A 24,657-nucleotide genomic window follows, 5' to 3' on the forward strand; every position below is an offset into this window, starting at 1 on the left:
GCGGTTGTTTTTTTAATCGTTTTAACACTTAACGTCAGTGTGATGCTCAAACAGAAAATGGCATCACACCGGAATTAATGTTACATCTTTAAGATATGGGATTATTGAGCCAAAGCATCAATTTTATTGACTAAATCGTCACCATGTTTCTCAATGAAGGATTTACGAACATCAGCCTCAATTACTGCTTTGAATGGGGCATTATCCACTTTATCAATCACTTCGATACCCGCTTTACGTAATTTTTCCACGATGTCTTTTTCGTTTTGTACGTTCAGATCTCGTTGATATTTTCCCGCTTCTTTGGCCGAATCCAAAATTGCTTGTTGCAATTCAGGCGATAGGCTGTCGAATTTGGCTTTGTTCATAACTACGATGAGCGGAGTATAGCCGTGATTAGTTAAACTTAAGTATTTTTGTACTTCATAAAGTTTTACTGACCAAAAAATACCGATGGGATGTTCTTGGGCATCTACAGCGCGGGTTTCAAGTGCGGTGTAAAGCTCTGATAATGGCATTGGTACAGGGTTACCGCCTAACAGACTAAATGCTTGAATATACATTGGGTTTTGATTGGTGCGTATTTTTAATCCTTTAATATCTTCTGGTTTATTAATTGGATGTTTGGAATTGGAAAATGCACGGAAACCTACATCCCAAAAAGCAAGCCCTTTTAATCCCTGTACTTCAAGAGTTTTTAATAAATCTTGACCGATTTCACCGTCCAACACTTTATAGACGTGTTGACGATCTTTAAAAATAAATGGAATATCAATCACGTTTAATTTCGGCTCTAAGCCGGTAAAGTTTGGTGAACCGGACATTTCCAAATCAATTGTACCGCCACGTACAGCCCCGATCATAGTTTGGGCATTACCTAATGTACTGTCCGGAAAAAGGCTAAGTTTAAGCTCGCCTTTTGTTTTTTCTTTTAATAATTCATTGAATTTTTTGGCTGCGATATGTTGAGTATCACTGCGTGGTGCTTCATAACCGAAACGTAGTGTCGTTGAGGCACTTGCACTGGCGGCAAATACAGCCATCCCCGCCATCAATGCGATTAAGGTTTTTAGATTGAAAAATCTCATATGGTTTCTCCTATAGAAATTAAGCGTTTTTCAGTGCTACGATAAAATGATTTCTGACAACCTTATTTTTATTTTATGCCGACATCCAATTCAGAGGCTCGGTAATTAATGATGGCACGAAGATAAAAATAAAGAGTAATGCGATCATCATTAACAAATAAGGTGGAACTCCTTTTGCAGCCTGTTCGAAAGGCAATTTTGATACGCCGGTAATCACATTGAGTACATTGCCTACGGGCGGTGTAATTAGTCCGATAGAAGTGTTCAGGATAAATAGAACACCGAAATATACAGGATCAATTCCGGCTTCCTCAACTAACGGCATTAATACCGGAGTCAGAATTAATACGGTTGGCGTTAAATCCATTACCATACCAATAACAAATACGGCAATCATAATGACGATTAATAGCATTGTCGGGTTATCGATGAGCGGTTCTAACAATTCCGTCATTGCTTGAGGAAGTTCGGCAATGGTAATTAACCAACCGGTGACGTTTGCAGCGGCAACTAAGAACATAACAACTGCCGTTGTTTTCGCCGCGGCTAAAATGACAAGATAGAGATCGTTTAGCTTTAACTCGCGATAAATAAACAGTGAAACGAATAAGGAATAGAATGCCGCTACAGCACCTGCTTCGGTTGGGGTAAACATACCGGAACGGAACCCACCGATAATAATGACCGGTAACATAAGTGCCCAGATACTGTTTTTGAAAGAAATACAGAGCTCTTCCCGAGTTGCTTTAGAAAAGGTCATTAAATCTAAGCGTTTTGCCTGCCACCACCATAGTGTTGCGAGGCAGACACCCATCAAAATACCGGGGAAGATGCCGGCTAAAAATAATTTAGTGATAGACACGCCGCTTGCAACGCCAAAGATGATAAATGGAATGGACGGCGGAATAATTGGCGCAATAATCCCCGCTGTGCCGATTAAGCCTGCCGATTTATCTATCGGATAGCCAGTGGTTTTCATCATCGGTAATAACATTGCGGCAACCGCAGCAGTATCTGCTACCGCAGAACCGGAAAGGCTTGCCATAATCATGGCGGCAAGAATGGCTACAAACCCTAGTCCGCCGCGTTTATGACCGACCAGTTTCATCGGTAAATCAATAATGCGTTTCGATAAACCGCCTTCATTCATAATTTCACCGGCAAGAATGAAGAATGGAATTGCCATTAAAGAAAAACTGTCTGCACCGCTAACGATTTGTTGGGCAAGAATTTGGGCGTCAAATAAATCCAAATGCACCATTAAAGCGATACCGCACACCAATAACGAAAACGCAACGGGGATACCGAGCATAATTGAACCCAGTAAAACGGAAAGGAAAATTACGACGGTCATTGCTCTTCTCCTTTAATTAAAAGGGTTAACGTGGATATAAAACGCACCAAGATTAACATTCCGAATAATACGCCGGCGATAACACTGGCGAGATAAGTGATACCTGTTGGAATACCGGAGATGGGGGCGATATTATTAATATTTAATTGAAATTGAACCCAACTCCCTTTTACGATTAAATAACAGCAGAAAAACATTAATGCATCGGTAAAAAGAGAAAGAATTTTACGTTTTTTGTTGGATAAACGTTCGGTAAGCATAGTAACGCTAACATGTTGGTTCTCACTAAAAGCAAGTATTGCCCCTAAGAATGTTAGCCATACAAATAAATAGCGGGAAACTTCTTCAGTAATGTTAATGCTACTGTTAAAACCGTAGCGTAAAATCACGTTGAGAAAGACTAAGCAAGACATTATGCTGAGTATTGTCACCACCAATATTTCCAGTAGCTTGCCGGTATAAATTGCGAGAGATTTCATCATTCGCTCCTAAAGTTCGCTGACGGCAATTTTTACGACGATTTTACGTATTTTTTCCGATTGACCGTCCATAGATGCAGGGCGATGAATATCTTCAGGAAAAAAGACGGCAAAATTGCCCGGACGCATGATCAGCTCTATTTCATTTTGCATATCGGCGTAGAATAAAATATCACGTTCCGTATCATAATCTTTTGCAATCGGGTTATTCCCTAAATCCGGCGCAACGCCAATACGCTCTTTACCGCAATGGAGATACTGCACATCAATATATTGACGGTGAACTTCCGGCAAAATATTAGATTTGTCTTTGGTTTCTAAATCTAACACCTGAACATAGATTAGATCACCTTTAATAGGATAACGCCCAGTTTCCATGTTAGTAAAATCGGTCGAAGCCAAATAATCCAAGGCGGTTTGGATAGCCATAGGATATGTTTTCTTATTAACTTTAGATATATGCCCAAAAAACATAAGTACCTCGCTTATAAAACTCAGTGAAAATTGACCGCACTTTTACGCATCGGTGATGTAAAGAATCACAACACTAGCGACTACAATGATTTTAATTTTGCCCAAACCGTATCATCTACCGGAATACCATTCGCTTTGTTGTCAGACAAGATAGTCGTGAATTCATGGCCTGGTAAACGCACTTCGACATTTGGATCGGCGCGCTCGGCAGTTTTCACATATTCTATAATGCGTTGAAGTTTGGCATCTTTCGTCTCTCCATCAATTAAACGATCCACTTCAATGGCAATAAATACTTGAGAAACACAGTATTCATCATCTTTATCTTCCGTTACCGCTGCAGTAGATTCGCCATTAGAGAGTAATGTTGCGATCATATCCAATACGATAGATAAGCCTGATCCTTTCCAGAATCCCATTGGTAGTAGGCGGCGGTTTTTTTCTACCGTTGCCGGATCACGGGTTAAATTTCCTTCATCATCAAAACCGGCATCCACAAAAGTTTGACGCCCCGCCAAGCGATGAACTTCAAGCATACCGTAGGAATACATGGAACAAGACATATCTACCATCGTTATTGGGCTTGTCGGAATCGCAATAATTAATGGGTTGGTACCGATACGGCATTCCTTCGCCCCCCAAGGTGGCATTACGGCTAACGCATTTGTCCAACAAATACCAATGTAACCTTTTTCTGCCGCTTGCCATCCGTAACTACCGCCACGCATCCAGTGATTCGCATTACGCAAGGCGACCACGCCGATACCATGCTGTTGGGCGATTTCCATTGCACGATCCATCATTTTTTTGGCAGTTAGATTACCAATTGCTTGATGTGCATCCCATTGTTCAATAGCACCTAAAGAAAGTACTTTGGTAGGCTCGGCTTCAGGCACGATATCCCCGTTTTCCAGCTGCTGAATAAAACGAGGAAAACGATTTACTCCGTGTGAATATGCACCTGCTTGAGTCGTATCGGCAAATAAACCGGCACAATCTTCGGCGATATCTTCACGCATGTGACGTGAAAGCAAAATACGTTTAAATTCAGCTTTTAATTCATGGTAAGAAACTCTCATGGATACCTCTCTATTTCATATATTGGATTTGCATTTCATAATTTAAGATCTCAACACTATAATGTCAATAAATGCATGAAATAATAAGTCCGTTAAAATCATTGAGTTATATACTATTTTTGGAATTTGTGATCTTGATCACAATGTATGTAAATAAAATTTCAATATGTAAAATGATATTATTATAATGCTGGCATTAATAAAAAATTTACTCGGAAGGATAGGTGATATGGCAAATGAAAAGCCAAGTGGAAATCAGAGTTTAATTCGCGGATTGCGCATTCTTGACATCTTAAGCAATTTTCCTAACGGTTGTCCTTTGGCAAAGTTGGCTGAAATAGCTGAACTAAACAAAAGTACGGTACACCGTTTACTACAAGGATTACAAAGCGAGGGATATGTACAAACGGCTAACTCGACTGGTAGTTATCGTTTGACAACTAAATGTTTAAGCCTGGGTCATAAGGTGCTTTCTTCATTAAATATCATTCATATTGCCGCGCCACATTTGGAAAAATTGAATTTAACTCTCGGAGAAACAGTGAATTTTTCAAAACGGGAGGGAGATCGGGCAATTATGATTTATAAGTTAGAACCAACGATGGGTATGATTAGAACGAGAGCCTATATCGGGCAACACCTTCAATTATACTGTTCTGCAATGGGAAAAATTTATCTTGCTTACGATAAAAATAGTGATTATCTAGACGAATACTGGGCAGCTCACCAAGATGTTATTCGTCAGCTTACTCATAATACGATAACGGAATTGGAGGAAATGCGTAAAGAATTAGCGGACATTTGTCGAAAGCAGTATGCAATGGATAAAGAAGAAAACGAGTTGGGCGTAGTATGTCTTGCCTGTCCGATATTTGATTTCAGCGGTAATGTTGATTATTCAGTGTCTGTTTCGATGTCGGTTTATAAATTACAGGAATTAGGTATCCGGTTTTTTCTTGGCGAAATTGCACAAACTGCCCGTGATATTTCCTTTGAATTGGGTTATTGCCCCTCGGAATGTTCTAATTAGATAAATGGTATGAGCTGAATGTTTTTGTGTTTTTAATATTTCCTACCCTTTTAGTTGGTATTAACTAGAAATACCATTCTTTCTTACTTTTAATTAGAAAAGTATCCATTATTATTTCCCCATAAAAATTAAATTAGAAATGACCGCACTTTAAATGCTTAAGATTGTCTTAAAGTCCGGTCTGTATTATTTACTCAGCTCTATATTTAATTTAATAGGTTTTTTATGCGATTTTCACAATATATTTTTAGAAAGTTTTCTCTTTCATCAACGGCTATTATTGCTTTAGTTTCACTTTATTTCACACTGGTTTTGAATTACCAATTTTATCAAACAGTATTAAAACTTAATCCTTTTACCGGTAGTTCTGAAGATTATTTTTTATTTACTGTCCCATTTTTTGTTTTCTTTACGCTCAATGCCGCATTTCAGCTCATTAGTTTACCAATTCTACATAAAGTGGTTATTCCATTACTTTTAGTCATTAGTGCTGCAATTAGTTATCAGGAAATTTTCTTTGGTATTTATTTTGATAGTAATCAGCTGAATAATGTTCTTCAGACGAACTTTGCCGAAAGTTCTAGAATGGTCACGACCTCTTATCTGTTGTGGATCTTTGCTTTAGGGGTTATTCCGGCTTGGTTGTATATTCGTACACAAGTGAATTATCGTCGTTGGTATAAAGAAATCTTGATTCGTTTAGGAATGATTGTACTTTCTTGCGTGGTTGTGATCATTATTGGGAAATTTTACTATAAGGATTATGCGGCATTTTCACGTAATAATAAGGAAATTGTGCATTTGATTGTACCATCGAATTTTATTGGCTCAACAATACAATTAGTGAAGAAAAATTATCGAACTAATCTACCGTTCACAGAGATCGGTTTAGATACATCAGTTGAAAAACCGGATGAGTATCGTCATGTGACTATTTTAGTAGTGGGGGAAACAACAAGAGCCCCAAATTGGGGATTGAATGGTTATGCCCGCCAAACTACGCCAAAATTGGCAGTTCGTGATGATATTATCAATTTTAAAAATGTCTCAAGTTGCGGCACTGCAACGGCAATTTCCGTACCCTGTATGTTTTCTCGTTATACCCGTTCTGATTACAATGCAACTAAGGCGGAACATGAAGATAATTTATTAGATATTTTACAGCGTGCCGGTGTTGATGTTTTATGGCGTGATAACGATATGGGATGTAAAGGTGTATGCGAACGTGTTCCTACGCAGAATCTAACAGCATTAAATTTGGCTGAATATTGCAGAAATGGGGAATGTTTAGATGAGATTTTATTAAAAGATTTGGATAAGGAACTAAATAAGTCAAACAACGATATAGTAATCGTATTACACACGATTGGCAGCCACGGTCCAACCTATAATGAGCGCTATTCCAAAGCCTTTGAAACATTCACACCAACTTGTGAAACCAACGAAATCCAAAAATGTTCGAATGAACAATTAGTGAATACTTATGATAACGGCATTCTTTATATTGATAATTTTTTGAATGAGGTAATCAAACTTTTGGAGCAAAAAACAAACTGGGAAAGTATCATGTTTTATGTGTCCGATCACGGTGAAAGCCTAGGGGAAGACGGTATTTATTTGCATGCGGCACCCTACGCTATCGCTCCGGATTATCAAACCCGAGTTCCCATGGTGATGTGGTTTTCACCGACATGGGTAAAAAATGAAGGTTTTGACTTGAATTGTTTACGTAAAAATGCTGAAACCCAAGAATATTCTCACGATAATTATTTTCACACGATTTTTTCAATGTTAGATATAAAAAACGATTTAAATATTTACGATAAAAAACTTGATATTTTGGCACAATGTAAAATTCGGAACTAAATTTAATTCATCCGAAATTTGAACATGATTATTGAATAGGCGAGAATAATTCCGCCTATTTTATTGATTCACTTTCCACCTAATTAATGCTCATTTTCTTTATTCATGGCAGATGGGTTCATGGACAAGTTGTTTTGTGTATAAAGTTGATGTCATAAATAGCCATATTGGTTTCTAGTAGTATTTTTTAGTTAAAGAAAGGGCAAGTTTGCACTTGCCCGAGGTTTATTTCCAATTTTCACGCTTTGCTTTTTGTAGTTTCGCATAGGCGTTTAATAAGGCTTGATGTTCTGTGAAATTTTTCAACATCTCATCACTTGCCGGTAAATTATAGAAAGGATTGCCTTTTTCTGCCGTGGCAGCCCAAGCGCATTGCACCGCATCTTTGCCGTACATTTTTTCAAGTGCGGCGCGATACTGCATTGGATCACGATTTTTGTCCAAATGGAGTTCAATAATACTAATTAATGCTCGGTAATAATTGGTGCGCTCCGCTGTGAAAACAGAGGTATTCATATTTAATGTCCAATTTGCCCAATCCAATGCTTGTTCTAACTCGCCTAAAGCTAAATGCAGCATTGATTTTAGTTCACCAACCCGTAATGTTGTCCAGCCGCTGGTTTTAGGGGCAACAATCCCAATAAATTCACGTACGCGGGTTGCGTCATCAATATTTTGCGTATCCAATTCTTGCAATAATTCTTGGTAAGTTGCCGAATCATGATGCCAGTTCGGTAAATCAAGCAGAATTTCTCGCCAATCCATTCCCATATTGTTATTGGCATAGATTAAATCATCTGCCGGATAAATATCCGACATGCCCGGTACGATAATACGGCAGGCGTACACATCCAAATGGCTATAATCCATAATATAGACTTCTTTGTTTTCCGAATGGAAAATCGCCATTAGATTATGATACTCTTCTTGCGTTGTACCGGAGAAATCCCAATCGACAAATACATAATCAGGCGTTTGCTTGAACAGATCCCATGAGATCAAACCGCTAGAGTCTATAAAATGGGTTTCTAAATTAGCGTGTTCGGCAACATCTTCATTATTGAAAGAAGGTGGGGCGAATACGTCTAGATCTTTCAAACTACGACCTTGTAGAAGTTCTGTCACGGTACGTTCTAATGCCACTTGGAAATTAGGATGAGCGCCAAAAGAAGCAAAGCATGTGCCGTTATTTGGGTTCAATAATACTACGCAAATAACCGGATATTTTCCGCCTAAGGACGCATCAAAGGCATAAATCGGGAAACCTTCTTCTTCCAATTTAGCGATAGAGGCTTGAATGGAAGGGTAGCGATCCATCACTTCTTTTGGAATTTCCGGTAAGCTAATGGCTTCAGCGATAATTTTATTTTTGACATAACGCTCAAATACTTCCGATAAACCTTGTACGCGCGCTTCAAATTTGGTGTTGCCCGCCGACATTCCGTTTGACACGTAAAGATTGGCGATAATACTTTGCGGAATATAGACTGTTTGTTCATCAGATTGACGAATATAAGGCATTGCAACAATACCACGATCATAATTGCCCGATTGTAAATCCACGAGTAACTCCGGCGTGAGTTCGCCGTCCGGATCAAAATAGTTGAGCAAATTGTCGTCTAAAATCCCTGTCGGTAACGTGGTTTCCTCTTCAATCGGAAACCATTTTTCACTGGGATAATGAACGAAATCACCGTTTGCAATTTCTTGTCCTAAATAGAAATCTGCAAAGAAATAGTTGGTGGAAAGACGCTCGAAATATTCACCTAATGCGGAGGCAAGTGCTGCTTTTTTACTTGCCCCTTTGCCGTTCGAGAAACATTGTGGACAATCTTTATCACGAATATGTACCGACCACACATTTGGTACGGGGTTTAACCAAGAGGCCTCTTCGATATTAAAACCCAGATTGGTTAATTTTTGTTGGAATTTGCCAATACTGTCTTCAAGTGCTGCATCTTTGCCGGGGATAAAGGTTTGTTCGGTCATTTTTGTTCCTAAATTCAAGAAAAAAGTGCGGTGAATAATAGGGGAGTTTTGCAAAGGGAGCAAGGATTGATTTCAACTTTATGAGGAATTTTCTACTTGTTATCGGGCGAAATTCGACAAGATGTGATGTCTTCTTGAAAGGCTTCGGACGGTTGTAAAAACGCAGGGATTTTCGACCGCACTTTTTCGCTATTCAGTGTTAATGGGTAAGTTTTTCGTGCCACAATCAGGGTTAAAGGTGAAAACCGCGTGGTATTGTTATGCTTAATGGCAAGATTTTTATGTTCTATAATTTCAAAATGCAGTAACTCTAACCAGTCAATAATGCGCCAAGTGGGATATTGGCGGAAAGGAAAATCCCCCAGTTTTTGCTTGAAAATCAGTGGGCTTAGGGGATTAAACAAAGAGAGCAATAACCAGCCGTCATCAGCCAGAATGCGATGGGTTTCCCGTAAAATTTGATGGGGATCGTGGGAAAAGTTGAGCGTATTGGCGAGAAAACAAGCATTGATTTCTTGCTGAATCAGGGGCAATTCAGTTAGGTTTGCTTGGAGCAAGCTCTTGTTGGGGGCTAAAAGTGCGGTTAAATTTTGAGAAATTTTTTCACTGATTAGGATTTGGTGGTGTACTGCTAATTCAGTCGGTATTTCTGCACTTAATGCGCCGATTTTTACGATTTGATAGCCTAAAATTTTTAGTAACCAAGGGGCAAATGCGTTCTCTAATGCGCTACAATAGGCTTCACCTTGTGGCAGTTGTTGCCAACTTGTCGGTGATGTGAAAGGGCGTTTTGCTTTCGCCTGCCAATTGAGGATCATAAATAAATTTAGCGAGGAATTATGTTAGTAGCTCTGCCTGTGTTGAATGACAATTATATTTGGCTTTATCAACGTGAAAATTTACCGATTATTATTGTTGATTTATCGGAAACGAACAAGCTCTTTTCTTGGATAGAACAACACAATCTCTCGATTGAAGCGGTTTTACTGACCCATGAGCATGATGATCATACGCAAGGTGTCGAAAAGTTTAAACAGCGTTACCCGAATGTGCCGATTTATGGTTCGCAAGAATGTGCTAAAAAAGGGGCGACACGGATTGTCAATGAAGGGGAAATTGTAACGCCCAATTATCGTATTCAAGTGATCCCGACCGGCGGGCATACGGCACAGCATGTGAGTTTTCTGGTAGATAATCACTTGTTTTGCGGCGATGCGTTATTTTCTGCCGGCTGCGGGCGTGTTTTTACCGGCAATTATGCACAAATGTTTGAGGGATTGTTACGCTTAAAAACATTGCCTGCTGAAACCGTCGTTTGCCCTGCGCATGAATATACACTGAGTAATTTAGCCTTTGCCGAAACAGTCATCGCAGATAAAAGTGCGGTTAAAAATTACCGCACTTTTGTCGAAAAACTCCGCTTGGAAGGAAAACCAAGTTTGCCTACAACCTTAGGATTGGAGAAGTCTATTAATCCTTTTCTGCAAGCGAGGACTCTGGAAGATTTCATTATTTTACGAAAACAAAAAGATATTTTTTAACTCTTTTAGGTTATTCTTGACGAGTTGTTGTTTGTTGATTTGCTCAATGTCGCACAATTCATTAAAATAGCGCATTAGTTTTTTATTAAATATTTTATCGCATAGTGAAAATGCGGTAATGTCTAAATCTATTATGACCCTTCTTGTACTTGGCATTAATCATAAAACCGCCTCTGTCTCGGTGCGTGAGAAAGTCGCTTTTTCCGATGAAAAGCGAGCGCTTGCCTTACAACAAATTCAGCAACAAAACCTTGCCGAAGGGGCTGTGATTCTTTCAACCTGTAATCGCACGGAAGTGTATTTGCACCATCGCCAAATTTCACCGCAAGAGTGTGATAAATGGCGGCAAAATGTAGAAAATTGGTTTGCGGGTATTCATCAGCTGGCTTTGACGGATCTTTTGCCGAGTATTTATACTCATCAAAATCAACAAGCCGCCAATCACCTTATGCGGGTGGCTTGTGGCTTGGATTCGTTAATTTTAGGCGAACCGCAAATTTTGGGGCAGGTTAAGCAGGCTTTTCAAATCACGGAATCCTATTATCAACAGTCGAAAGTGGCTCTCTCAAGTGAATTTTCCCGCTTATTTCAAAAAACCTTTTCTACGGCAAAACGGGTGCGTACGGAAACCAATATCGGTGAAAGTGCCGTATCGGTGGCGTATGCCGCTTGTAGTCTAGCCCGCCAAATTTTTGAATCTTTACACAGGGTGAATATTTTATTAGTCGGGGCAGGGGAAACCATTGAATTGGTGAGCCGACATTTGTTACGCCATGGTGTGAAAAGACTGATGATTGCAAACCGTACCGTGGCAAAAGCGGAGCTGCTCGTAGAAAAATTGGCAAGCAATATTCCCATTGATGTTTTTTCTCTTGATCAATTACAAGAAGCGTTAGAACAAGCGGATATTGTGATTAGCTCAACGGGGAGTCAAAATGTACTCATTAGCCAAGATATGGTGGGGCTTGCCCAGAAAAAACGGCATTATTCTCCGATGTTGTTAGTCGATATTGCGGTTCCGCGCGACATTGATGAAACTGTCGCCAAATTGGATAGTGTTTATCATTATACGGTGGATGATTTGCAGGATATTATTCAGCGTAATTTGAGCCAGCGGGAACAAGCCTCACAACTAGCGGAAGGGATTATCGCTCAGGAATGCGAAGATTTTTTTGAATGGTTGAAAGTACGCCAGTTTTCTAATCTGATTAAACATTATCGCGAAGATGCGGAACAGATGCGACAAGAGCTATTGGAAAAAGCTTTACAACATCTACGACAAGGCGGTAGTGCGGAAACCGTGTTGCAGGAATTAAGTTATAAATTAATGAATAAACTGATTCACGCACCTACGCAAACCATGCAATCTATGATGAAAGCGGGTAATGCGGAGGGGTTGCATTTATTCTCTAATACGCTGAATCTTTCCCACCCTCTGGATGAAAAAAATAGTTAAATTTTTGACCGCACTTGGTGCGCTTATCACATTGCCTACGCTGGCGGAGTATCGAACTTTTACCGATGCGGATATTACCTACGGGATTTTTCACGCTAAACCGGAACAAGTGAGATTACATTGGCGGGATGGCAAAGGCCAAAACTACAATTCTCTTACCAATCTTAAACGTGCCTTACAAAAAGATTATCAAATAAAAATGCTCATGAATTCCGGTATTTATAGTAAACATAACGCACCGGCAGGCTTATGGATTGAAAATGGGCAAGAATTAACCCCTCTGAATAATAAACGGGGAAAAGGGAATTTCCACATTCAGCCGAATGGTGTGTTTGCCTTAGTCGGCAAGAGGGCTTACATTCTCACGACAAAAGCTTATCAGCAAAAACAATTAAAACCGACATTTGCTATGCAATCCGGCCCTATGCTACTCATTGAAGGGAAGATAAATCGTCAATTTAGAGCCGGATTGGAAAGTTATCATAAACGTAATGCGGTGTGTTTGGATAAGAAAAACCGATTGTTTTTTATTTTAACGACATCAGGAAAACCGAATCTTTATACTTTCAGTCAGGGATTACAGAAAATAGGCTGTTACCATGCCTTGTACTTAGATGGGACGATTTCTAATTGGTATATCCCCGATAGCTTTAGCAGTTTCCATTGGAAGCATTTTGTTGGAATGATCTCCGTGACTGAACTGGATAAAAAATAACAAAAGCGTTTTTTTTATAATCAACTGAACCTAAAAATTAGGATTTTTACAAAAAATGATTGACGAGGTAGAGGCAAATCAGCATAATACGCTCCGCAAAGCCGATATGGTTAGCAAATAAGAGGCTACATAGCTCAGTTGGTTAGAGCACAACACTCATAATGTTGGGGTCGCAAGTTCGAATCTCGCTGTAGCCACCATTTGCGGGACTGGCGAAATTGGTAGACGCACCAGATTTAGGTTCTGGCGCCGAGAGGTGTGTGGGTTCAAGTCCCTCGTCCCGCACCATTTATCGCTTTGTAAGTCAAAATAGTAGTTGGGGTATCGCCAAGCGGTAAGGCACCGGGTTTTGATCTCGGCATCCCTAGGTTCGAATCCTAGTACCCCAGCCATACTATCCTAAAATATTCTTTATTCTTAATTAGAAGAAACTCTGTTGGGGTATCGCCAAGCGGTAAGGCACCGGGTTTTGATCTCGGCATCCCTAGGTTCGAATCCTAGTACCCCAGCCATCTCATCTTGATTGTCTCGTTTCGATTTAGCCTGTTTAAGATTTTTTTAGTTTTACTATATAAAAAATGCGATCAAAATTGACCGCACTTTTTGCATTTCCCTAATGTTCTCTTGTTTTGAAGAAAGCAATATCAGGGTAGCGTTCCTGAGCTAAATTTAAATTTACCATTGTTGGCGCGATATAAGTCAGATTATCTCCTCCATCTAAAGCTAGATTTTGCTCATTCTTACGCTTAAACTCTTCAAATTTCTTCCCATCGCTACATTCTACCCAACGAGCTGTTGCAACGTTCACATTTTCATAAATAGCTTCTACGTTGTATTCTGTTTTTAGTCGGGATACCACAACATCAAACTGTAGCACACCAACCGCTCCTACGATTAAATCGTTGTTGAGAAGCGGACGGAAGACTTGCACCGCCCCCTCTTCGGAAAGCTGTACTAAACCTTTTAACAACTGCTTTTGTTTGAGCGGATCTTTCAGACGAATGCGGCGGAATAATTCAGGTGCGAAATTTGGAATTCCGGTGAATTTTAAATTTTCACTTTGGGTGAAGGTATCGCCAATTTGGATTGTGCCGTGATTATGCAAACCGATAATATCGCCGGCATAGGCTTCTTCAGCGTGGGCGCGATCCCCAGCCATAAAGGTTAGCGCATCAGAAATCACTACATCTTTACCAATACGCACGTGCTTAAGCTTCATTCCTTTTTCATATTTACCGGAAACCACACGCATAAAGGCAACACGATCGCGGTGTTTTGGATCCATATTGGCTTGAATTTTGAACACGAAACCGCTAAATTTTTCTTCCGAGCTTTCTACCGTGCGAGTATCCGCTTGGCGTGCCTGTGGTTTTGGCGCCCATTCGGTTAAACCGTCAAGGAAATGATCAACACCGAAATTGCCAAGTGCGGTGCCAAAAAATACAGGGGTTAATTCACCTTTGATAAAGGCATCATACTCAAATTCATTGCTCGCCCCTTGTACCAATTCCAATTCATCACGCAATTGTTGGGCTAAATCATCGCCCACTGCCTCATCTAATTCAGGGTTATTCAATCCCTTCACAATGCGTACTTCTTGAATGGTTGAGCCTTGCCCTGACTGGTATAAATAAGTTTCGTTTTTACTCAGATGATAGACGCCTTTAAACAATTTACCGCAGCCGATCGGCCAAGTGATCGGGGCACAACGAATTTTCAGTACATTTTCCACTTCGTCCAACAATTCCATGGGATCGCGAATATCACGGTCAAGTTTGTTCATAAAGGTGATAATCGGCGTATCGCGCAAACGGGTGACTTCCATTAATTTAATCGTCCGTTCCTCAACACCTTTCGCGGAATCAATGACCATTAGACAGCTGTCCACTGCCGTTAAAGTGCGGTAGGTATCTTCCGAGAAATCCTCGTGTCCCGGGGTATCAAGCAGATTGACCAAACAATCATTATAAGGAAATTGCATCACAGAGGTGGTAATGGAAATGCCGCGTTGCTTTTCCATTTCCATCCAGTCGGATTTGGCATGTGCTGCCGAGCCTTTGCCTTTTACCGAACCGGCGGTTTGAATGGCATTGCCGTATAAAAGTACCTTTTCGGTAATGGTTGTTTTACCCGCATCGGGGTGGGAAATAATTGCAAAAGTACGGCGTTTATTCACTTCTTGAGGATAAGTCATGATCTTCTCTTGTTCATTAAAAAATGTCCGCTATTTTCGCTGATTTTAAGATTTTGCTCAAATTAAATTGGAAAAATTCAACGAACTTTATTATTTTTTCAAAAATAGCAAACGTTTGCTTAAAAAGTGCGGTACAATATGCGCCGATTTTTTACCGCAATAAAAAGGTATAACCCATGACACAACAAAACCTAAGTCTGAAAAAAATCTACTCCGGCAAAGTGCGTGATCTTTACGAAATTGATGATAAGCGAATGTTGATGGTCGCCACAGATCGGCTCTCGGCATTTGATGTGATTTTAGATGATCCTATTCCACGAAAAGGCGAGATTTTGACGCAAATTTCTAATTTTTGGTTTAACAAATTGGCGCATATTATGCCGAACCATTTCACCGGCGATTCTGTTTATGATGTATTGCCAAAAGAAGAAGCGGATTTAGTGAAAGATCGCGCGGTAGTTTGCAAACGTTTGAATCCGATTAAAATTGAATCTATTGTGCGCGGTTATTTAACCGGAAGCGGGTTAAAAGACTATCAGCAAACCGGCACGATTTGTGGCTTGAAGCTGCCGGAAGGTTTGCTGGAAGCAAGCAAATTGCCGGAGCCGATTTTTACTCCGTCAAGCAAAGAGGAAGTGGGTAATCACGATATTAATATCAGCTATGAAGAATGTGAAAAATTAATTGGCGCTGATTTGGCGGCTCAAGTTAAAGAAAAAGCGATTGCGCTTTATACGGCAGCGGCGGAATATGCACTCACTAAAGGCATTATTATCTGTGATACTAAATTTGAATTTGGGCTGGATGAAGAGGGTACGCTAACCTTGATGGATGAGGTATTAACGCCGGATTCAAGCCGTTTTTGGTCGATTGATACTTATAAAGAAGGTACGAATCCGCCTTCGTTTGATAAGCAATTTGTGCGTGACTGGTTGGAAAATAGCGGTTGGAACAAACAACCGCCGGCACCTAAAGTTCCGGCTGATGTGATTGAAAAGACGGTTGCGAAATACCAAGAGGCTTTAGATCTTTTAACTCAATAATGCTAAAAACCCTGCTAAGAAGGCAGGGATTTTTATAGATAAAAAGCCGTAAAAATGGTTTGCTTAGTATGGAAACCGCTAGACAAATGATAGAAGTGCGGTTATATTTTATCGAGTTTTTATTCACTTAAAATGATTAAATATTCAAAACAACGTTAAGTAAGGAAAAAATATGTCAAATACGATTTTGCAAGGTTTACCCAAAGGTCAAAAAGTAGGGATTGCCTTTTCCGGCGGTTTAGATACCAGTGCGGCATTACTTTGGATGCGTCAAAAAGGTGCGGTGCCTTATGCTTATACGGCAAATTTAGGTCAGCCGGATGAGGATGATTATAATGCGATTCCTAAAAAAGCGATGGCTTATGGGGCGGAAAATGCTCGTTTGGTTGATTGCCGCGCTCAGTTGGTTCACGAAGGGATTGCGGCGATTCAATGTGGCGCATTCCACATTTCAACAGGCGGTATTCCTTACTTCAATACCACGCCGCTTGGTCGTGCGGTAACCGGTACCATGCTCGTTGCGGCGATGAAAGAAGATGATGTCAATATTTGGGGAGATGGTTCGACTTTTAAAGGTAACGATATTGAACGTTTCTACCGTTACGGTTTATTAACCAATCCAAAATTAAAAATTTATAAACCTTGGTTGGATGATCAATTTATCCACGAGCTGGGCGGTCGTTTTGAGATGTCTAAATTCTTAATTGAAAACGGCTTTGATTACAAAATGTCGGTGGAAAAAGCCTATTCAACGGATTCCAATATTCTTGGTGCAACCCATGAAGCAAAAGATTTGGAAGAATTAAGTACCGGTATGAAAATTGTCAAACCAATTATGGGCGTGGCATTTTGGGACGAAAACGTTGAAATCAAACCGGAAACAGTAACAGTCACCTTTGAAGAAGGTGTACCGGTAGCATTAAACGGTAAACGTTTTGATGATTCGGTAGAAATGATGCTTGAAGCCAACCGTATTGGTGGCCGCCATGGTTTAGGCATGTCCGATCAAATTGAAAACCGTATTATTGAAGCAAAATCCCGCGGTATTTATGAAGCACCGGGAATGGCATTATTGCACATTGCCTACGAGCGTTTAGTAACGGGAATTCATAACGAAGATACCATTGAACAATACCGGATTAATGGTTTACGCTTAGGTCGTTTGTTATACCAAGGTCGTTGGTTTGATCCGCAAGCATTAATGTTACGTGAAACGGCGCAACGTTGGGTTGCTAAGGCGATTACAGGTACGGTGACGTTAGAATTACGCCGCGGTAACGATTTCACAATCTTAAATACAGAATCGCCGAATTTAACTTACGAGGCAGAGCGTTTGAGCATGGAAAAAGTGGAAGACGCACCGTTTGATCCGATTGATCGTATCGGTCAATTAACCATGCGTAATCTTGATGTTGCCGATACCCGTGGTAAATTGGGAATCTATGCGGAAACCGGTTTATTGGTATCGAATAAAAACTCGGTTTTGCCACAGTTAGGTAAAAAATAACATTGAATTGAGATGAATAACCGCACAAAAGTGCGGTTATATTTTGCTTTATTTTTTATTAAGCACCACTTCTTCTTGGCAATGTGGGCAATTCATTAGATGTTCTTCATTGTTATGAATAATGTAATGCCCCATTTTTTTGGCTTTTGTGTCTAAATATTTTGTATTGTAGCGATTTTCGCCCACATTTAACGGCACACGCTCAACGACATTAATCCCGGCTTTTTTCATAGTTTCCACTTTTTCAGGATTGTTTGTCATTAAACGCACTTTTTTTACCCCTAATAATTCAAATATATCGGCACAAACTTCAAAATTGCGTTCATCCGCTTTGAAACCTAGCGCGAGGTTCGCTTCAATCGTATCCATTCCTTGATCTTGTAGTGAGTAAGCACGAATTTTATTAATTAAGCCGATACCACGTCCTTCTTCACGGTGATAAATTAAGACACCACGCCCTTCTTCCTTAATTTGACGGAGCGCAGTAGCAAGTTGGAAACCGCAGTCGCATTTCAAACTATGCAGGGCATCACCGGTTAAGCACTCGGAATGAATTCGGGCTAAAACAGGCTCATCGCTGTTTGAAATATCGCCCATTACTAACGCAACATGTTCTTTTTTCGTATCAGGAAATTCAAACCCTACCATTTTAAAAATACCGTATTCGGTAGGTAAATTGGCTTGAGCAACCAGCTGAATTTTTGTCATAAGCTATCCTTATTCATTTTCATTTCTGCTAAAATGCGCACGTTATTTTAATTATTAAGGGGTGAGCATGTTTAAGAGGCTGTCATTATATACGTTATTACTTTGTCTTGTACCGTTTTTTATGTGGGGATTTTCCTATCAATGGCATGGCAATGAACAATTAACGGAGGCGGATTATTGGCTTTATTTGCTTACTGAAACCGGTAGTGTGCCTTATGCTTTGATTACCTGTGGCGTGTTTGCACTTATTTTTGGCTTTTTGTTTAAAAGTCGTAAACAGTGGATGTTAGGGGTGGCTGTGATGGCATTTTCCGTTATTGCCACTCAAGCGGTAAAAACGGGATTAAAGGCGATGTTCAAAGAACCACGCCCGTTCACGGTATATCTAGCGGAACAAACTAATCAAACAACAGAAAAATTTTATGAAAATGACCGCACTCAGCGGGCAATTATTGCAAAAAACTTTTATTCTACGCAGCCAAACACACCGGCTTGGTTGGTAAACCATTATGAAAATGAAACCGGCTATGCTTTCCCGTCGGGACACACCATTTTTGCTGCTACATGGTTAATGCTTGCAGTCGGATTCACGCAATTATTAGGCAATCGTTCGTGGAAAGCTAAGCTATTGGTGGGCATTATGGCAGTGTGGAGTTTGCTTATGCTGATTAGCCGTGTGCGTCTTGGTATGCATTATCCGATAGATCTTTTTGTTGCAACGGTTTTTGCTTGGTTGGTGAACCTGGTTATTTTTGGTTTTTTACAGAAAAAACGATCTTCGTCATAACAGAAAAATTTAAGTGCGGTTAAAATTAACCGAGATTTTAACCGCACAGTTTTAGAAAAGGAGCCGATTATGTACTATGGGTTAGATATTGGCGGCACAAAAATTGAACTTGCCGTATTTAATGAGAAACTAGAAAAACTGTATTCTGAACGCGTGCCGACGCCTAAAACGGATTATGACGAATGGCTGAATGTGATTGCGGATTTAGTCAATCGTGCCGATGAGCAATTTGGTGAATGTGGCACAGTTGGGTTAGGGGTGCCGGGATTTGTGAATCAACAAACAGGGCTTGCGGAAATTACCAATATTCGTGTTGCCGATGGTAAGCCGATTTTACGTGATCTTTCTGCGCGTTTGGGGCGTGAAGTGCGGGCGGAAAATGATGCAAATTGTTTTGCTTTATCTGAAGCATGGGATGAGGAAAACCAACAATATCCCACCGTACTTGGATTGATTCTCGGTACAGGATTTGGCGGCGGTTTTGTGCTGAATGGGAAAGTCCATTCCGGTCAAGTCGGTATGGCTGGTGAACTTGGGCATTTGCAATTAAATTATCATGCGTTGAAATTATTAGGTTGGGATAACGCCCCGATTTATGACTGTGGCTGCGGTAATAACGCGTGCTTAGATACCTATCTTTCCGGTCGTGGTTTTGAAATGCTGTACCATGATCTCAAAGGGGAAAAGCTGTCTGCCCGTGAAATTATCGATGCCTTTTATCGGGGCAAAGAAAGTGCGGTCGATTTTGTGAATCTTTTTGTTGAATTGGCGGCTATTTCTATCGGCAATATTATCACGGCATTCGACCCGCATATGATTGTATTAGGTGGCGGTCTGTCTAATTTTGACTATCTCTATGAGGCGCTGCCGAAAGCTTTACCGCCTCATTTAATGCGTACGGCAAAAGTACCGCCGATTAAAAAAGCCAAACATGGTGATTCCGGCGGTGTTCGTGGTGCGGCAGCATTATTTTTAACTAAATAATCTTTTAAAGGCGTATATTTTCTCTATACGCCTTTTATTTTTATCTAATGATTGTTTGTTTTTATTAGATAAAATCTTTTTAAATGGATTTATTTTTTGATAAATATCGCTTTTTTCATTCTTCTTCACTACAATTCTGCCTTCATATTTATTTGAAGGAATGCTATGGAATTAATTGCTTATTTAGAACAATTCTTAATGTGGATTGTTGAACATCTTGATGAACCGTTATGGAACCTGACAATTATCGTTTTACTTGGTGTAGGTCTGTTTTTTACCATTACCACCGGCTTTGTACAATTGCGGTTATTTCCTGTCAGTATTCGAGAAATGTGGTTTGGACGGGCCGCTGAAGGAAATTCTTTAACACCGTTTCAAGCTTTCGCCACCGGATTAGCAAGCCGTGTTGGGGTAGGCAATATTGGCGGTGTTGCGACCGCTATCGCGCTCGGTGGAGAGGGCGCGGTGTTTTGGATGTGGGTGACGGCTTTTATTGGTATGTCGAGTGCCTTTGCGGAGTCTACTTTAGCACAGCTATTTAAAGTTCAGGATAAAGACGGCTCATTTCGTGGCGGGCCGGCCTACTATATGGTACAAGGGTTGAAGTCACGCAGTATGGCAGTGGCATTTGCCGTCGCCCTTATTTTTACTTTTGGTTTTGCGTTCAATTCCGTGCAATCAAATGCCATTGTGGAAGCAACGCATAATGCTTGGGATTGGCAGGGTGAGTATGTCGGTATTGCATTAGTTATTTTAACCGCCGCTATTATTTTTGGCGGTATCAAACGTATTGCTGTGATTTCCAGTAGTCTTGTCCCTATGATGGCGTTATTTTACTTAATTATGGCGGTCATTATTCTTGGTATGAATATTGAGATGGTGCCAACCGTCGTGGGTAACATCATCAAAAGCGCCTTTACTTTTGATGCGGCGGCAGGCGGCTTTTTTGGTGCGATGGTTTCTAAAGCGATGATGATGGGGATTAAACGTGGTTTATTTTCCAATGAAGCCGGTATGGGATCGGCGCCTAATGCGGCAGCGGCTGCTCACGTGAAACACCCTGTCAGCCAAGGTTTAGTCCAAATGTTAGGCGTATTTGTGGACACCATGATGGTGTGTACTTGTACCGCTGTGGTGATTTTGCTTTCAAATAATTATGGCAGTGAAGCGCTCAAAAGTATTTCTCTCACACAAAACGCCTTGCAATATCATGTAGGTGAATTTGGCTTGCATTTCCTTGCATTTATCTTGTTGCTTTTTGCTTATTCTTCAATTATCGGAAACTATGCTTACGCGGAAAGTAATATCCGTTTTATTAAGAATAAACCTTGGTTTGTATTGTTATTCCGTTTGACGGTTCTGTTTTTCGTTTATTTCGGTGCAGTGCGTTCAGGCAATGTGGTGTGGAATTTTGCCGATACGGTTATGGCGGTAATGGCAATTCTTAATTTGGTTGCAATTGTGCTACTTTCACCGATTGTATGGAAATTACTGAAGGATTATCGACATCAACTTAAAGCCGGAAAAACACCGGAATTTAAAATTGAAGATTATCCGGAATTGAGAAAACGTGTGTTTGAACAACAAACTTGGAAATAACAAAGTGCGGTCACAAAAAACAACGTTTTTTGAGCGTTGGCTTTGCCAACACCCCTGATAGGGGTGAGCAAACGAGTAAGCGAGTTTGTGAATAATATTGACCGCATTTTTTATCGCGGTAAATTTCGATAAGTTAGAAAATAATAGGCGAATACGGCAATGACGACACAAGCGCCCATCGTGAACAGCATTGGCGCGGCAGTATCCATTTTCATGGTGGCGACTAAGCTGCCAATGACTGCTCCGGTCGCAAAACGTACACTGCCTACTAAGGAATTGGCGGTACCGGATATGGTCGGGAATTTTTCTAAAATTGATGCCATAGCATTGGAGGATATTAGCGGGTTTTGTCCGACAAAAAACGCTACACCTATCGCCATTGACCAAAAGCCGAAATCAAAAAGTGCGGTCAGTATAAGCCAAACTCCCGATAAAAATTGAATCGCAATCCCAATGCGTAACATGGTTTCCGCCCCGACTTTTATTACAAATCGCCCGTTTAGGAAAGAGGCGAAAGTCATAATGGCAATATTCAGCATAAAGAAGTAGCCGAATTTATCGACAGGAATACCGTAAATTCCGATATACACAATAGAACCGGCAGTAATGAAAGCAAACAAACCGCCAAACCCGAAAGAGGCGGCAAACATATAGCCTAACACTTGTTTTTGTTTCCATAGGCTCATAAAGTTTCGGGCAATAATGTTTAAACGGAGTGGAATACGGTTTTCTTTTTTATGGGTTTCGGGAATGATAAAAAATACTAACAATGTCGATAATATGCCCATTAATGCAATGACATAAAAAATAGCGTGCCAGTGGAAATATTTTACGATGTAACCGCCGATAATTGGGGCAACCAAAGGGGCAATCATAAACACTAGCGTAATAGTGGATATCACTTTTGATAATTCATTTTTACTGAATAAATCGCGCAACAATGCGCCGGAAAGCACCACAGGTGCTGCACCGAAGAATCCTTGAATAAAACGAAGTGCGGTGAAATTTCCGATAGAATTGATTTCGGTCAAAATCAATGCGGCAATGGCGCTGATAATCACGCCGATCAAAATGATCGGTTTGCGTCCGAAACTATCACCGAACGGTCCCCAAAATAACTGTCCGAATGCCATACCGTATGCAAAGGCGGTAAGCGTGTGTTGCACTTGTTCCGGGCTGATATTGAAATCTTTGGCAATTTCTAAAAAGGACGGCAAATACATATCGACACCAAAAGGCGGCAACATAGACAAAATGCCGAGGGTCATAATAAAAATAAAGGTTGGTTTTATATTTTGCTTCATAGTATTTTACTTAAACTGTTAATTTCTGTTTGTGTGAGTGGGCGGTATTCACCTTCTTCCAAACTTTCGTCTAATTCCAGCGTACCTATTTTCCAACGGTGTAGCCCGACAACTTTGTTACCTAGCGCGGCAAACATTCGTTTTACTTGGTGATAACGCCCTTCTGAAATGGTGAGATTGACATTGTAATCATCTAGAATCTCAAGCTTTGCGGGCTTAGTCGGCGTTTTTTCTCCGCGTAATAAAATGCCTTCTTCACAGGCCTGCGTATAATGGGCTTCAACAGGATCGGCAAGAGTAACTAAATACGTTTTTTCACAATGATGTTTAGGAGAGGTGATGCGGTGCGACCATTGCCCGTCGTCGGTGAGTAAAACAAGCCCGCTTGTATCCGCATCTAAACGCCCCGCACTATGTAATTTTCCTGCAAGAGGATAGTCAAAGAATTGGTAAATCGTGGGATAGTCTCCGTCGTCATGTGAACAGACACAGCCCTGAGGTTTATTCAACATAAAATATTGACCGCTTTCCAACCAAGCGAGCAAGCTATCTTCAAAATAAATTTCGTCTTCTTTTGAAATTTTACGTGCGCTGTTTTTTTCAATTTCACCGTTAATTTTGACCGCACTTTGGCGAATGGCTTTGGTGGCTTGAGAACGGGTTAAACCGGTATTTTCGGCTATAAATTTATCTAATCGCATAAGATTTCTCTTTTTAATAGTTGGAGGTGTTTTACACCGATTTGAATCTGCCGGCAGGATAAAGAAAAATAAAAAAACACCCGTGGGATTAAGAAATAATGATAAATTAAGTTTGATTAAACCAAGATACGTAATCAAATTGATCGTAATACTTCATTCCATTCCAACCGGAAAATGTGAATAAATCACCCACTTGGTTTTGCTGTTCAAAACCTTTGATGTAAAAGGCAGAGCCTAATTCCGGGTAAGGTTTGTGGGTAAACACCACTTTATTTTTAAACGGAAGCCGATCAAAGGCGACGAGGTTTTCATCATCAATACCTTGTGCGCCGTCTTTATCTGTCATGATGATAAATAAATTATCGGGGTTGATCCGAGCTGAGCGGATTTGCCATTTTTCTCTTGCTTCCTGTTCACTGTGATAATGCATGAAATGAATTTCAATATCTGCCAATTTACCGACCGGATAGGTTTTTTCAGAGACGACAAATTCAAGGGACTGCTGTTGGTAAAAGGTGATATTTTGCAAATAACGAATAAAGTCTTTAGGGCTTAAATAAAGATTCACAAAAGGTGAGTTAAAAGGTTCACCAAGATCATGCAAAATAAACGCACCGACACAGTTGGCGGAGATAACCGTCATACCATGGTTGTTCAAGCGTGATTTGAGTTGATTATTAATGAATTTTCTTTGCAGCCGATTAACTGCATATTTGACTTTCGATAGCAAAAGAGTGTCTCCCGATTGCGTGATCCTAC

Annotated in this window: 22 protein-coding genes and 4 tRNA genes; 14 read left to right on the plus strand and 12 right to left on the minus strand. The window is 40.4% G+C overall.

Annotated elements, in window-relative coordinates:
* Positions 1–101: 101 nt before the first annotated feature.
* From FEE42_RS11255 to yiaK, 5 genes are all read right to left on the minus strand, one after another.
* Positions 102–1,088: a TRAP transporter substrate-binding protein gene (locus FEE42_RS11255; RefSeq protein WP_059367352.1), complete on the minus strand. Its 987-nt coding sequence runs from the start codon at positions 1,086–1,088 to the stop codon at positions 102–104.
* A gap of 73 nt (positions 1,089–1,161) precedes the next feature.
* Positions 1,162–2,442 (minus strand): TRAP transporter large permease subunit, encoded by a 1,281-nt coding sequence (locus FEE42_RS11260; protein ID WP_164028628.1) that lies wholly within the window; start codon positions 2,440–2,442, stop codon positions 1,162–1,164.
* Positions 2,439–2,921 carry a TRAP transporter small permease gene (locus FEE42_RS11265; protein WP_164028843.1) on the minus strand — a complete coding sequence of 161 codons (483 nt, stop codon included), beginning with the start codon at positions 2,919–2,921 and terminating at the stop codon, positions 2,439–2,441. The genes FEE42_RS11260 and FEE42_RS11265 overlap by 4 nt, the downstream gene beginning before the upstream one ends.
* A 9-nt stretch (positions 2,922–2,930) precedes the next feature.
* The gene (locus FEE42_RS11270; protein ID WP_135968788.1) at positions 2,931–3,395 is read right to left on the minus strand and encodes a NanQ anomerase/TabA/YiaL family protein; all 465 of its coding nucleotides are present in this window, start codon (positions 3,393–3,395) and stop codon (positions 2,931–2,933) included.
* A gap of 80 nt (positions 3,396–3,475) precedes the next feature.
* Complete coding sequence (yiaK, locus tag FEE42_RS11275) at positions 3,476–4,474, minus strand: 3-dehydro-L-gulonate 2-dehydrogenase (protein WP_164028630.1); 999 nt, start codon at positions 4,472–4,474, stop codon at positions 3,476–3,478.
* A 229-nt stretch (positions 4,475–4,703) separates the two neighbouring features.
* Here yiaK and FEE42_RS11280 point away from each other — a divergent pair, with 229 nt between their 5' ends.
* Positions 4,704–5,504 (plus strand): IclR family transcriptional regulator, encoded by an 801-nt coding sequence (locus tag FEE42_RS11280; protein WP_164028632.1) that lies wholly within the window; start codon positions 4,704–4,706, stop codon positions 5,502–5,504.
* Between the two features lie 225 nt (positions 5,505–5,729).
* Positions 5,730–7,370 carry a phosphoethanolamine transferase gene (locus FEE42_RS11285; protein WP_135968790.1) on the plus strand — a complete coding sequence of 547 codons (1,641 nt, stop codon included), beginning with the start codon at positions 5,730–5,732 and terminating at the stop codon, positions 7,368–7,370.
* Positions 7,371–7,595: 225 nt separating this feature from the next.
* Here the strand turns inward: FEE42_RS11285 and ycaO are convergent, their stop codons facing one another.
* Together ycaO and FEE42_RS11295 are read right to left on the minus strand one after the other, a co-directional pair.
* Positions 7,596–9,359 (minus strand): 30S ribosomal protein S12 methylthiotransferase accessory factor YcaO, encoded by a 1,764-nt coding sequence (gene ycaO, locus FEE42_RS11290; RefSeq protein WP_164028634.1) that lies wholly within the window; start codon positions 9,357–9,359, stop codon positions 7,596–7,598.
* A 92-nt stretch (positions 9,360–9,451) separates the two neighbouring features.
* Positions 9,452–10,177: a class I SAM-dependent methyltransferase gene (locus FEE42_RS11295; protein ID WP_077582475.1), complete on the minus strand. Its 726-nt coding sequence runs from the start codon at positions 10,175–10,177 to the stop codon at positions 9,452–9,454.
* Positions 10,178–10,198: 21 nt separating this feature from the next.
* On the opposite strand from FEE42_RS11295, the gene gloB reads away from it, so the two are divergent.
* The 7 genes from gloB to FEE42_RS11330 all read left to right on the plus strand — a co-directional run bounded on the left by gloB (position 10,199) and on the right by FEE42_RS11330 (position 13,583).
* On the plus strand, positions 10,199–10,900 hold the full coding sequence (gloB, locus tag FEE42_RS11300; RefSeq protein ID WP_077582474.1) for a hydroxyacylglutathione hydrolase: 702 nt from the start codon (positions 10,199–10,201) through the stop codon (positions 10,898–10,900).
* A 133-nt stretch (positions 10,901–11,033) separates the two neighbouring features.
* Positions 11,034–12,356, plus strand: a complete 1,323-nt coding sequence (gene hemA, locus FEE42_RS11305; RefSeq protein ID WP_164028844.1) for a glutamyl-tRNA reductase — start codon at positions 11,034–11,036, stop codon at positions 12,354–12,356.
* Complete coding sequence (locus FEE42_RS11310) at positions 12,340–13,071, plus strand: phosphodiester glycosidase family protein (protein WP_164028636.1); 732 nt, start codon at positions 12,340–12,342, stop codon at positions 13,069–13,071. The genes hemA and FEE42_RS11310 overlap by 17 nt, the downstream gene beginning before the upstream one ends.
* A 123-nt stretch (positions 13,072–13,194) precedes the next feature.
* A tRNA-Met gene (locus tag FEE42_RS11315) sits at positions 13,195–13,271 on the plus strand.
* 3 nt (positions 13,272–13,274) lie between these two features.
* A tRNA-Leu gene (locus FEE42_RS11320) sits at positions 13,275–13,359 on the plus strand.
* A gap of 29 nt (positions 13,360–13,388) precedes the next feature.
* Positions 13,389–13,463: transfer RNA gene (locus tag FEE42_RS11325), tRNA-Gln, on the plus strand.
* Between the two features lie 45 nt (positions 13,464–13,508).
* Positions 13,509–13,583, plus strand: a tRNA-Gln gene (locus FEE42_RS11330).
* Positions 13,584–13,684: 101 nt separating this feature from the next.
* Here FEE42_RS11330 and prfC read toward each other — a convergent pair.
* Positions 13,685–15,265 carry a peptide chain release factor 3 gene (prfC, locus tag FEE42_RS11335; protein ID WP_164028638.1) on the minus strand — a complete coding sequence of 527 codons (1,581 nt, stop codon included), beginning with the start codon at positions 15,263–15,265 and terminating at the stop codon, positions 13,685–13,687.
* A 176-nt stretch (positions 15,266–15,441) separates the two neighbouring features.
* On the opposite strand from prfC, the gene FEE42_RS11340 reads away from it, so the two are divergent.
* Positions 15,442–16,308, plus strand: a complete 867-nt coding sequence (locus FEE42_RS11340; RefSeq protein ID WP_059367325.1) for a phosphoribosylaminoimidazolesuccinocarboxamide synthase — start codon at positions 15,442–15,444, stop codon at positions 16,306–16,308.
* Between the two features lie 172 nt (positions 16,309–16,480).
* Positions 16,481–17,815: an argininosuccinate synthase gene (argG, locus tag FEE42_RS11345; RefSeq protein WP_077582470.1), complete on the plus strand. Its 1,335-nt coding sequence runs from the start codon at positions 16,481–16,483 to the stop codon at positions 17,813–17,815.
* 48 nt (positions 17,816–17,863) lie between these two features.
* Here the strand turns inward: argG and ribA are convergent, their stop codons facing one another.
* Entirely contained in the window at positions 17,864–18,523 is a 660-nt protein-coding gene (ribA, locus tag FEE42_RS11350) for a GTP cyclohydrolase II (RefSeq protein WP_077582469.1), read from the minus strand.
* Between the two features lie 67 nt (positions 18,524–18,590).
* Here ribA and FEE42_RS11355 point away from each other — a divergent pair, with 67 nt between their 5' ends.
* The 3 genes from FEE42_RS11355 to FEE42_RS11365 all read left to right on the plus strand — a co-directional run bounded on the left by FEE42_RS11355 (position 18,591) and on the right by FEE42_RS11365 (position 21,893).
* The gene (locus tag FEE42_RS11355) at positions 18,591–19,310 is read left to right on the plus strand and encodes a phosphatase PAP2 family protein (protein ID WP_059367319.1); all 720 of its coding nucleotides are present in this window, start codon (positions 18,591–18,593) and stop codon (positions 19,308–19,310) included.
* Positions 19,311–19,379: 69 nt separating this feature from the next.
* Positions 19,380–20,294: an N-acetylglucosamine kinase gene (gene nagK / locus FEE42_RS11360; protein WP_077582467.1), complete on the plus strand. Its 915-nt coding sequence runs from the start codon at positions 19,380–19,382 to the stop codon at positions 20,292–20,294.
* A 165-nt stretch (positions 20,295–20,459) separates the two neighbouring features.
* Positions 20,460–21,893: an alanine/glycine:cation symporter family protein gene (locus FEE42_RS11365; RefSeq protein WP_135968797.1), complete on the plus strand. Its 1,434-nt coding sequence runs from the start codon at positions 20,460–20,462 to the stop codon at positions 21,891–21,893.
* 110 nt (positions 21,894–22,003) lie between these two features.
* On the opposite strand, the gene FEE42_RS11370 is transcribed toward FEE42_RS11365, so the two are convergent.
* From FEE42_RS11370 to FEE42_RS11380, 3 genes are all read right to left on the minus strand, one after another.
* Positions 22,004–23,197 (minus strand): Bcr/CflA family multidrug efflux MFS transporter, encoded by a 1,194-nt coding sequence (locus tag FEE42_RS11370; RefSeq protein WP_077582465.1) that lies wholly within the window; start codon positions 23,195–23,197, stop codon positions 22,004–22,006.
* The gene (gene rsuA, locus FEE42_RS11375; protein WP_077582464.1) at positions 23,194–23,898 is read right to left on the minus strand and encodes a 16S rRNA pseudouridine(516) synthase RsuA; all 705 of its coding nucleotides are present in this window, start codon (positions 23,896–23,898) and stop codon (positions 23,194–23,196) included. Before rsuA ends, FEE42_RS11370 begins: the two co-directional genes overlap by 4 nt.
* Positions 23,899–24,004: 106 nt before the next feature.
* Positions 24,005–24,628 (minus strand): DUF1919 domain-containing protein, encoded by a 624-nt coding sequence (locus FEE42_RS11380; RefSeq protein ID WP_077582463.1) that lies wholly within the window; start codon positions 24,626–24,628, stop codon positions 24,005–24,007.
* Positions 24,629–24,657: the final 29 nt, after the last annotated feature.

It is taken from the genome of Rodentibacter caecimuris (genome assembly GCF_010587025.1).
Taxonomy (GTDB): domain Bacteria; phylum Pseudomonadota; class Gammaproteobacteria; order Enterobacterales; family Pasteurellaceae; genus Rodentibacter; species Rodentibacter caecimuris.

Coding starts and splice junctions, on each gene's coding strand:
- FEE42_RS11255 (WP_059367352.1), bottom strand. CDS start 1,088: ATGAGATTTTTCAATCTAAAAACCTTAATCGCATTGATGGCGGGGATG.
- FEE42_RS11260 (WP_164028628.1), bottom strand. CDS start 2,442: ATGACCGTCGTAATTTTCCTTTCCGTTTTACTGGGTTCAATTATGCTC.
- FEE42_RS11265 (WP_164028843.1), bottom strand. CDS start 2,921: ATGAAATCTCTCGCAATTTATACCGGCAAGCTACTGGAAATATTGGTG.
- FEE42_RS11270 (WP_135968788.1), bottom strand. CDS start 3,395: ATGTTTTTTGGGCATATATCTAAAGTTAATAAGAAAACATATCCTATG.
- yiaK (WP_164028630.1), bottom strand. CDS start 4,474: ATGAGAGTTTCTTACCATGAATTAAAAGCTGAATTTAAACGTATTTTG.
- FEE42_RS11280 (WP_164028632.1), top strand. CDS start 4,704: ATGGCAAATGAAAAGCCAAGTGGAAATCAGAGTTTAATTCGCGGATTG.
- FEE42_RS11285 (WP_135968790.1), top strand. CDS start 5,730: ATGCGATTTTCACAATATATTTTTAGAAAGTTTTCTCTTTCATCAACG.
- ycaO (WP_164028634.1), bottom strand. CDS start 9,359: ATGACCGAACAAACCTTTATCCCCGGCAAAGATGCAGCACTTGAAGAC.
- FEE42_RS11295 (WP_077582475.1), bottom strand. CDS start 10,177: ATGATCCTCAATTGGCAGGCGAAAGCAAAACGCCCTTTCACATCACCG.
- gloB (WP_077582474.1), top strand. CDS start 10,199: ATGTTAGTAGCTCTGCCTGTGTTGAATGACAATTATATTTGGCTTTAT.
- hemA (WP_164028844.1), top strand. CDS start 11,034: ATGACCCTTCTTGTACTTGGCATTAATCATAAAACCGCCTCTGTCTCG.
- FEE42_RS11310 (WP_164028636.1), top strand. CDS start 12,340: ATGAAAAAAATAGTTAAATTTTTGACCGCACTTGGTGCGCTTATCACA.
- prfC (WP_164028638.1), bottom strand. CDS start 15,265: ATGACTTATCCTCAAGAAGTGAATAAACGCCGTACTTTTGCAATTATT.
- FEE42_RS11340 (WP_059367325.1), top strand. CDS start 15,442: ATGACACAACAAAACCTAAGTCTGAAAAAAATCTACTCCGGCAAAGTG.
- argG (WP_077582470.1), top strand. CDS start 16,481: ATGTCAAATACGATTTTGCAAGGTTTACCCAAAGGTCAAAAAGTAGGG.
- ribA (WP_077582469.1), bottom strand. CDS start 18,523: ATGACAAAAATTCAGCTGGTTGCTCAAGCCAATTTACCTACCGAATAC.
- FEE42_RS11355 (WP_059367319.1), top strand. CDS start 18,591: ATGTTTAAGAGGCTGTCATTATATACGTTATTACTTTGTCTTGTACCG.
- nagK (WP_077582467.1), top strand. CDS start 19,380: ATGTACTATGGGTTAGATATTGGCGGCACAAAAATTGAACTTGCCGTA.
- FEE42_RS11365 (WP_135968797.1), top strand. CDS start 20,460: ATGGAATTAATTGCTTATTTAGAACAATTCTTAATGTGGATTGTTGAA.
- FEE42_RS11370 (WP_077582465.1), bottom strand. CDS start 23,197: ATGAAGCAAAATATAAAACCAACCTTTATTTTTATTATGACCCTCGGC.
- rsuA (WP_077582464.1), bottom strand. CDS start 23,898: ATGCGATTAGATAAATTTATAGCCGAAAATACCGGTTTAACCCGTTCT.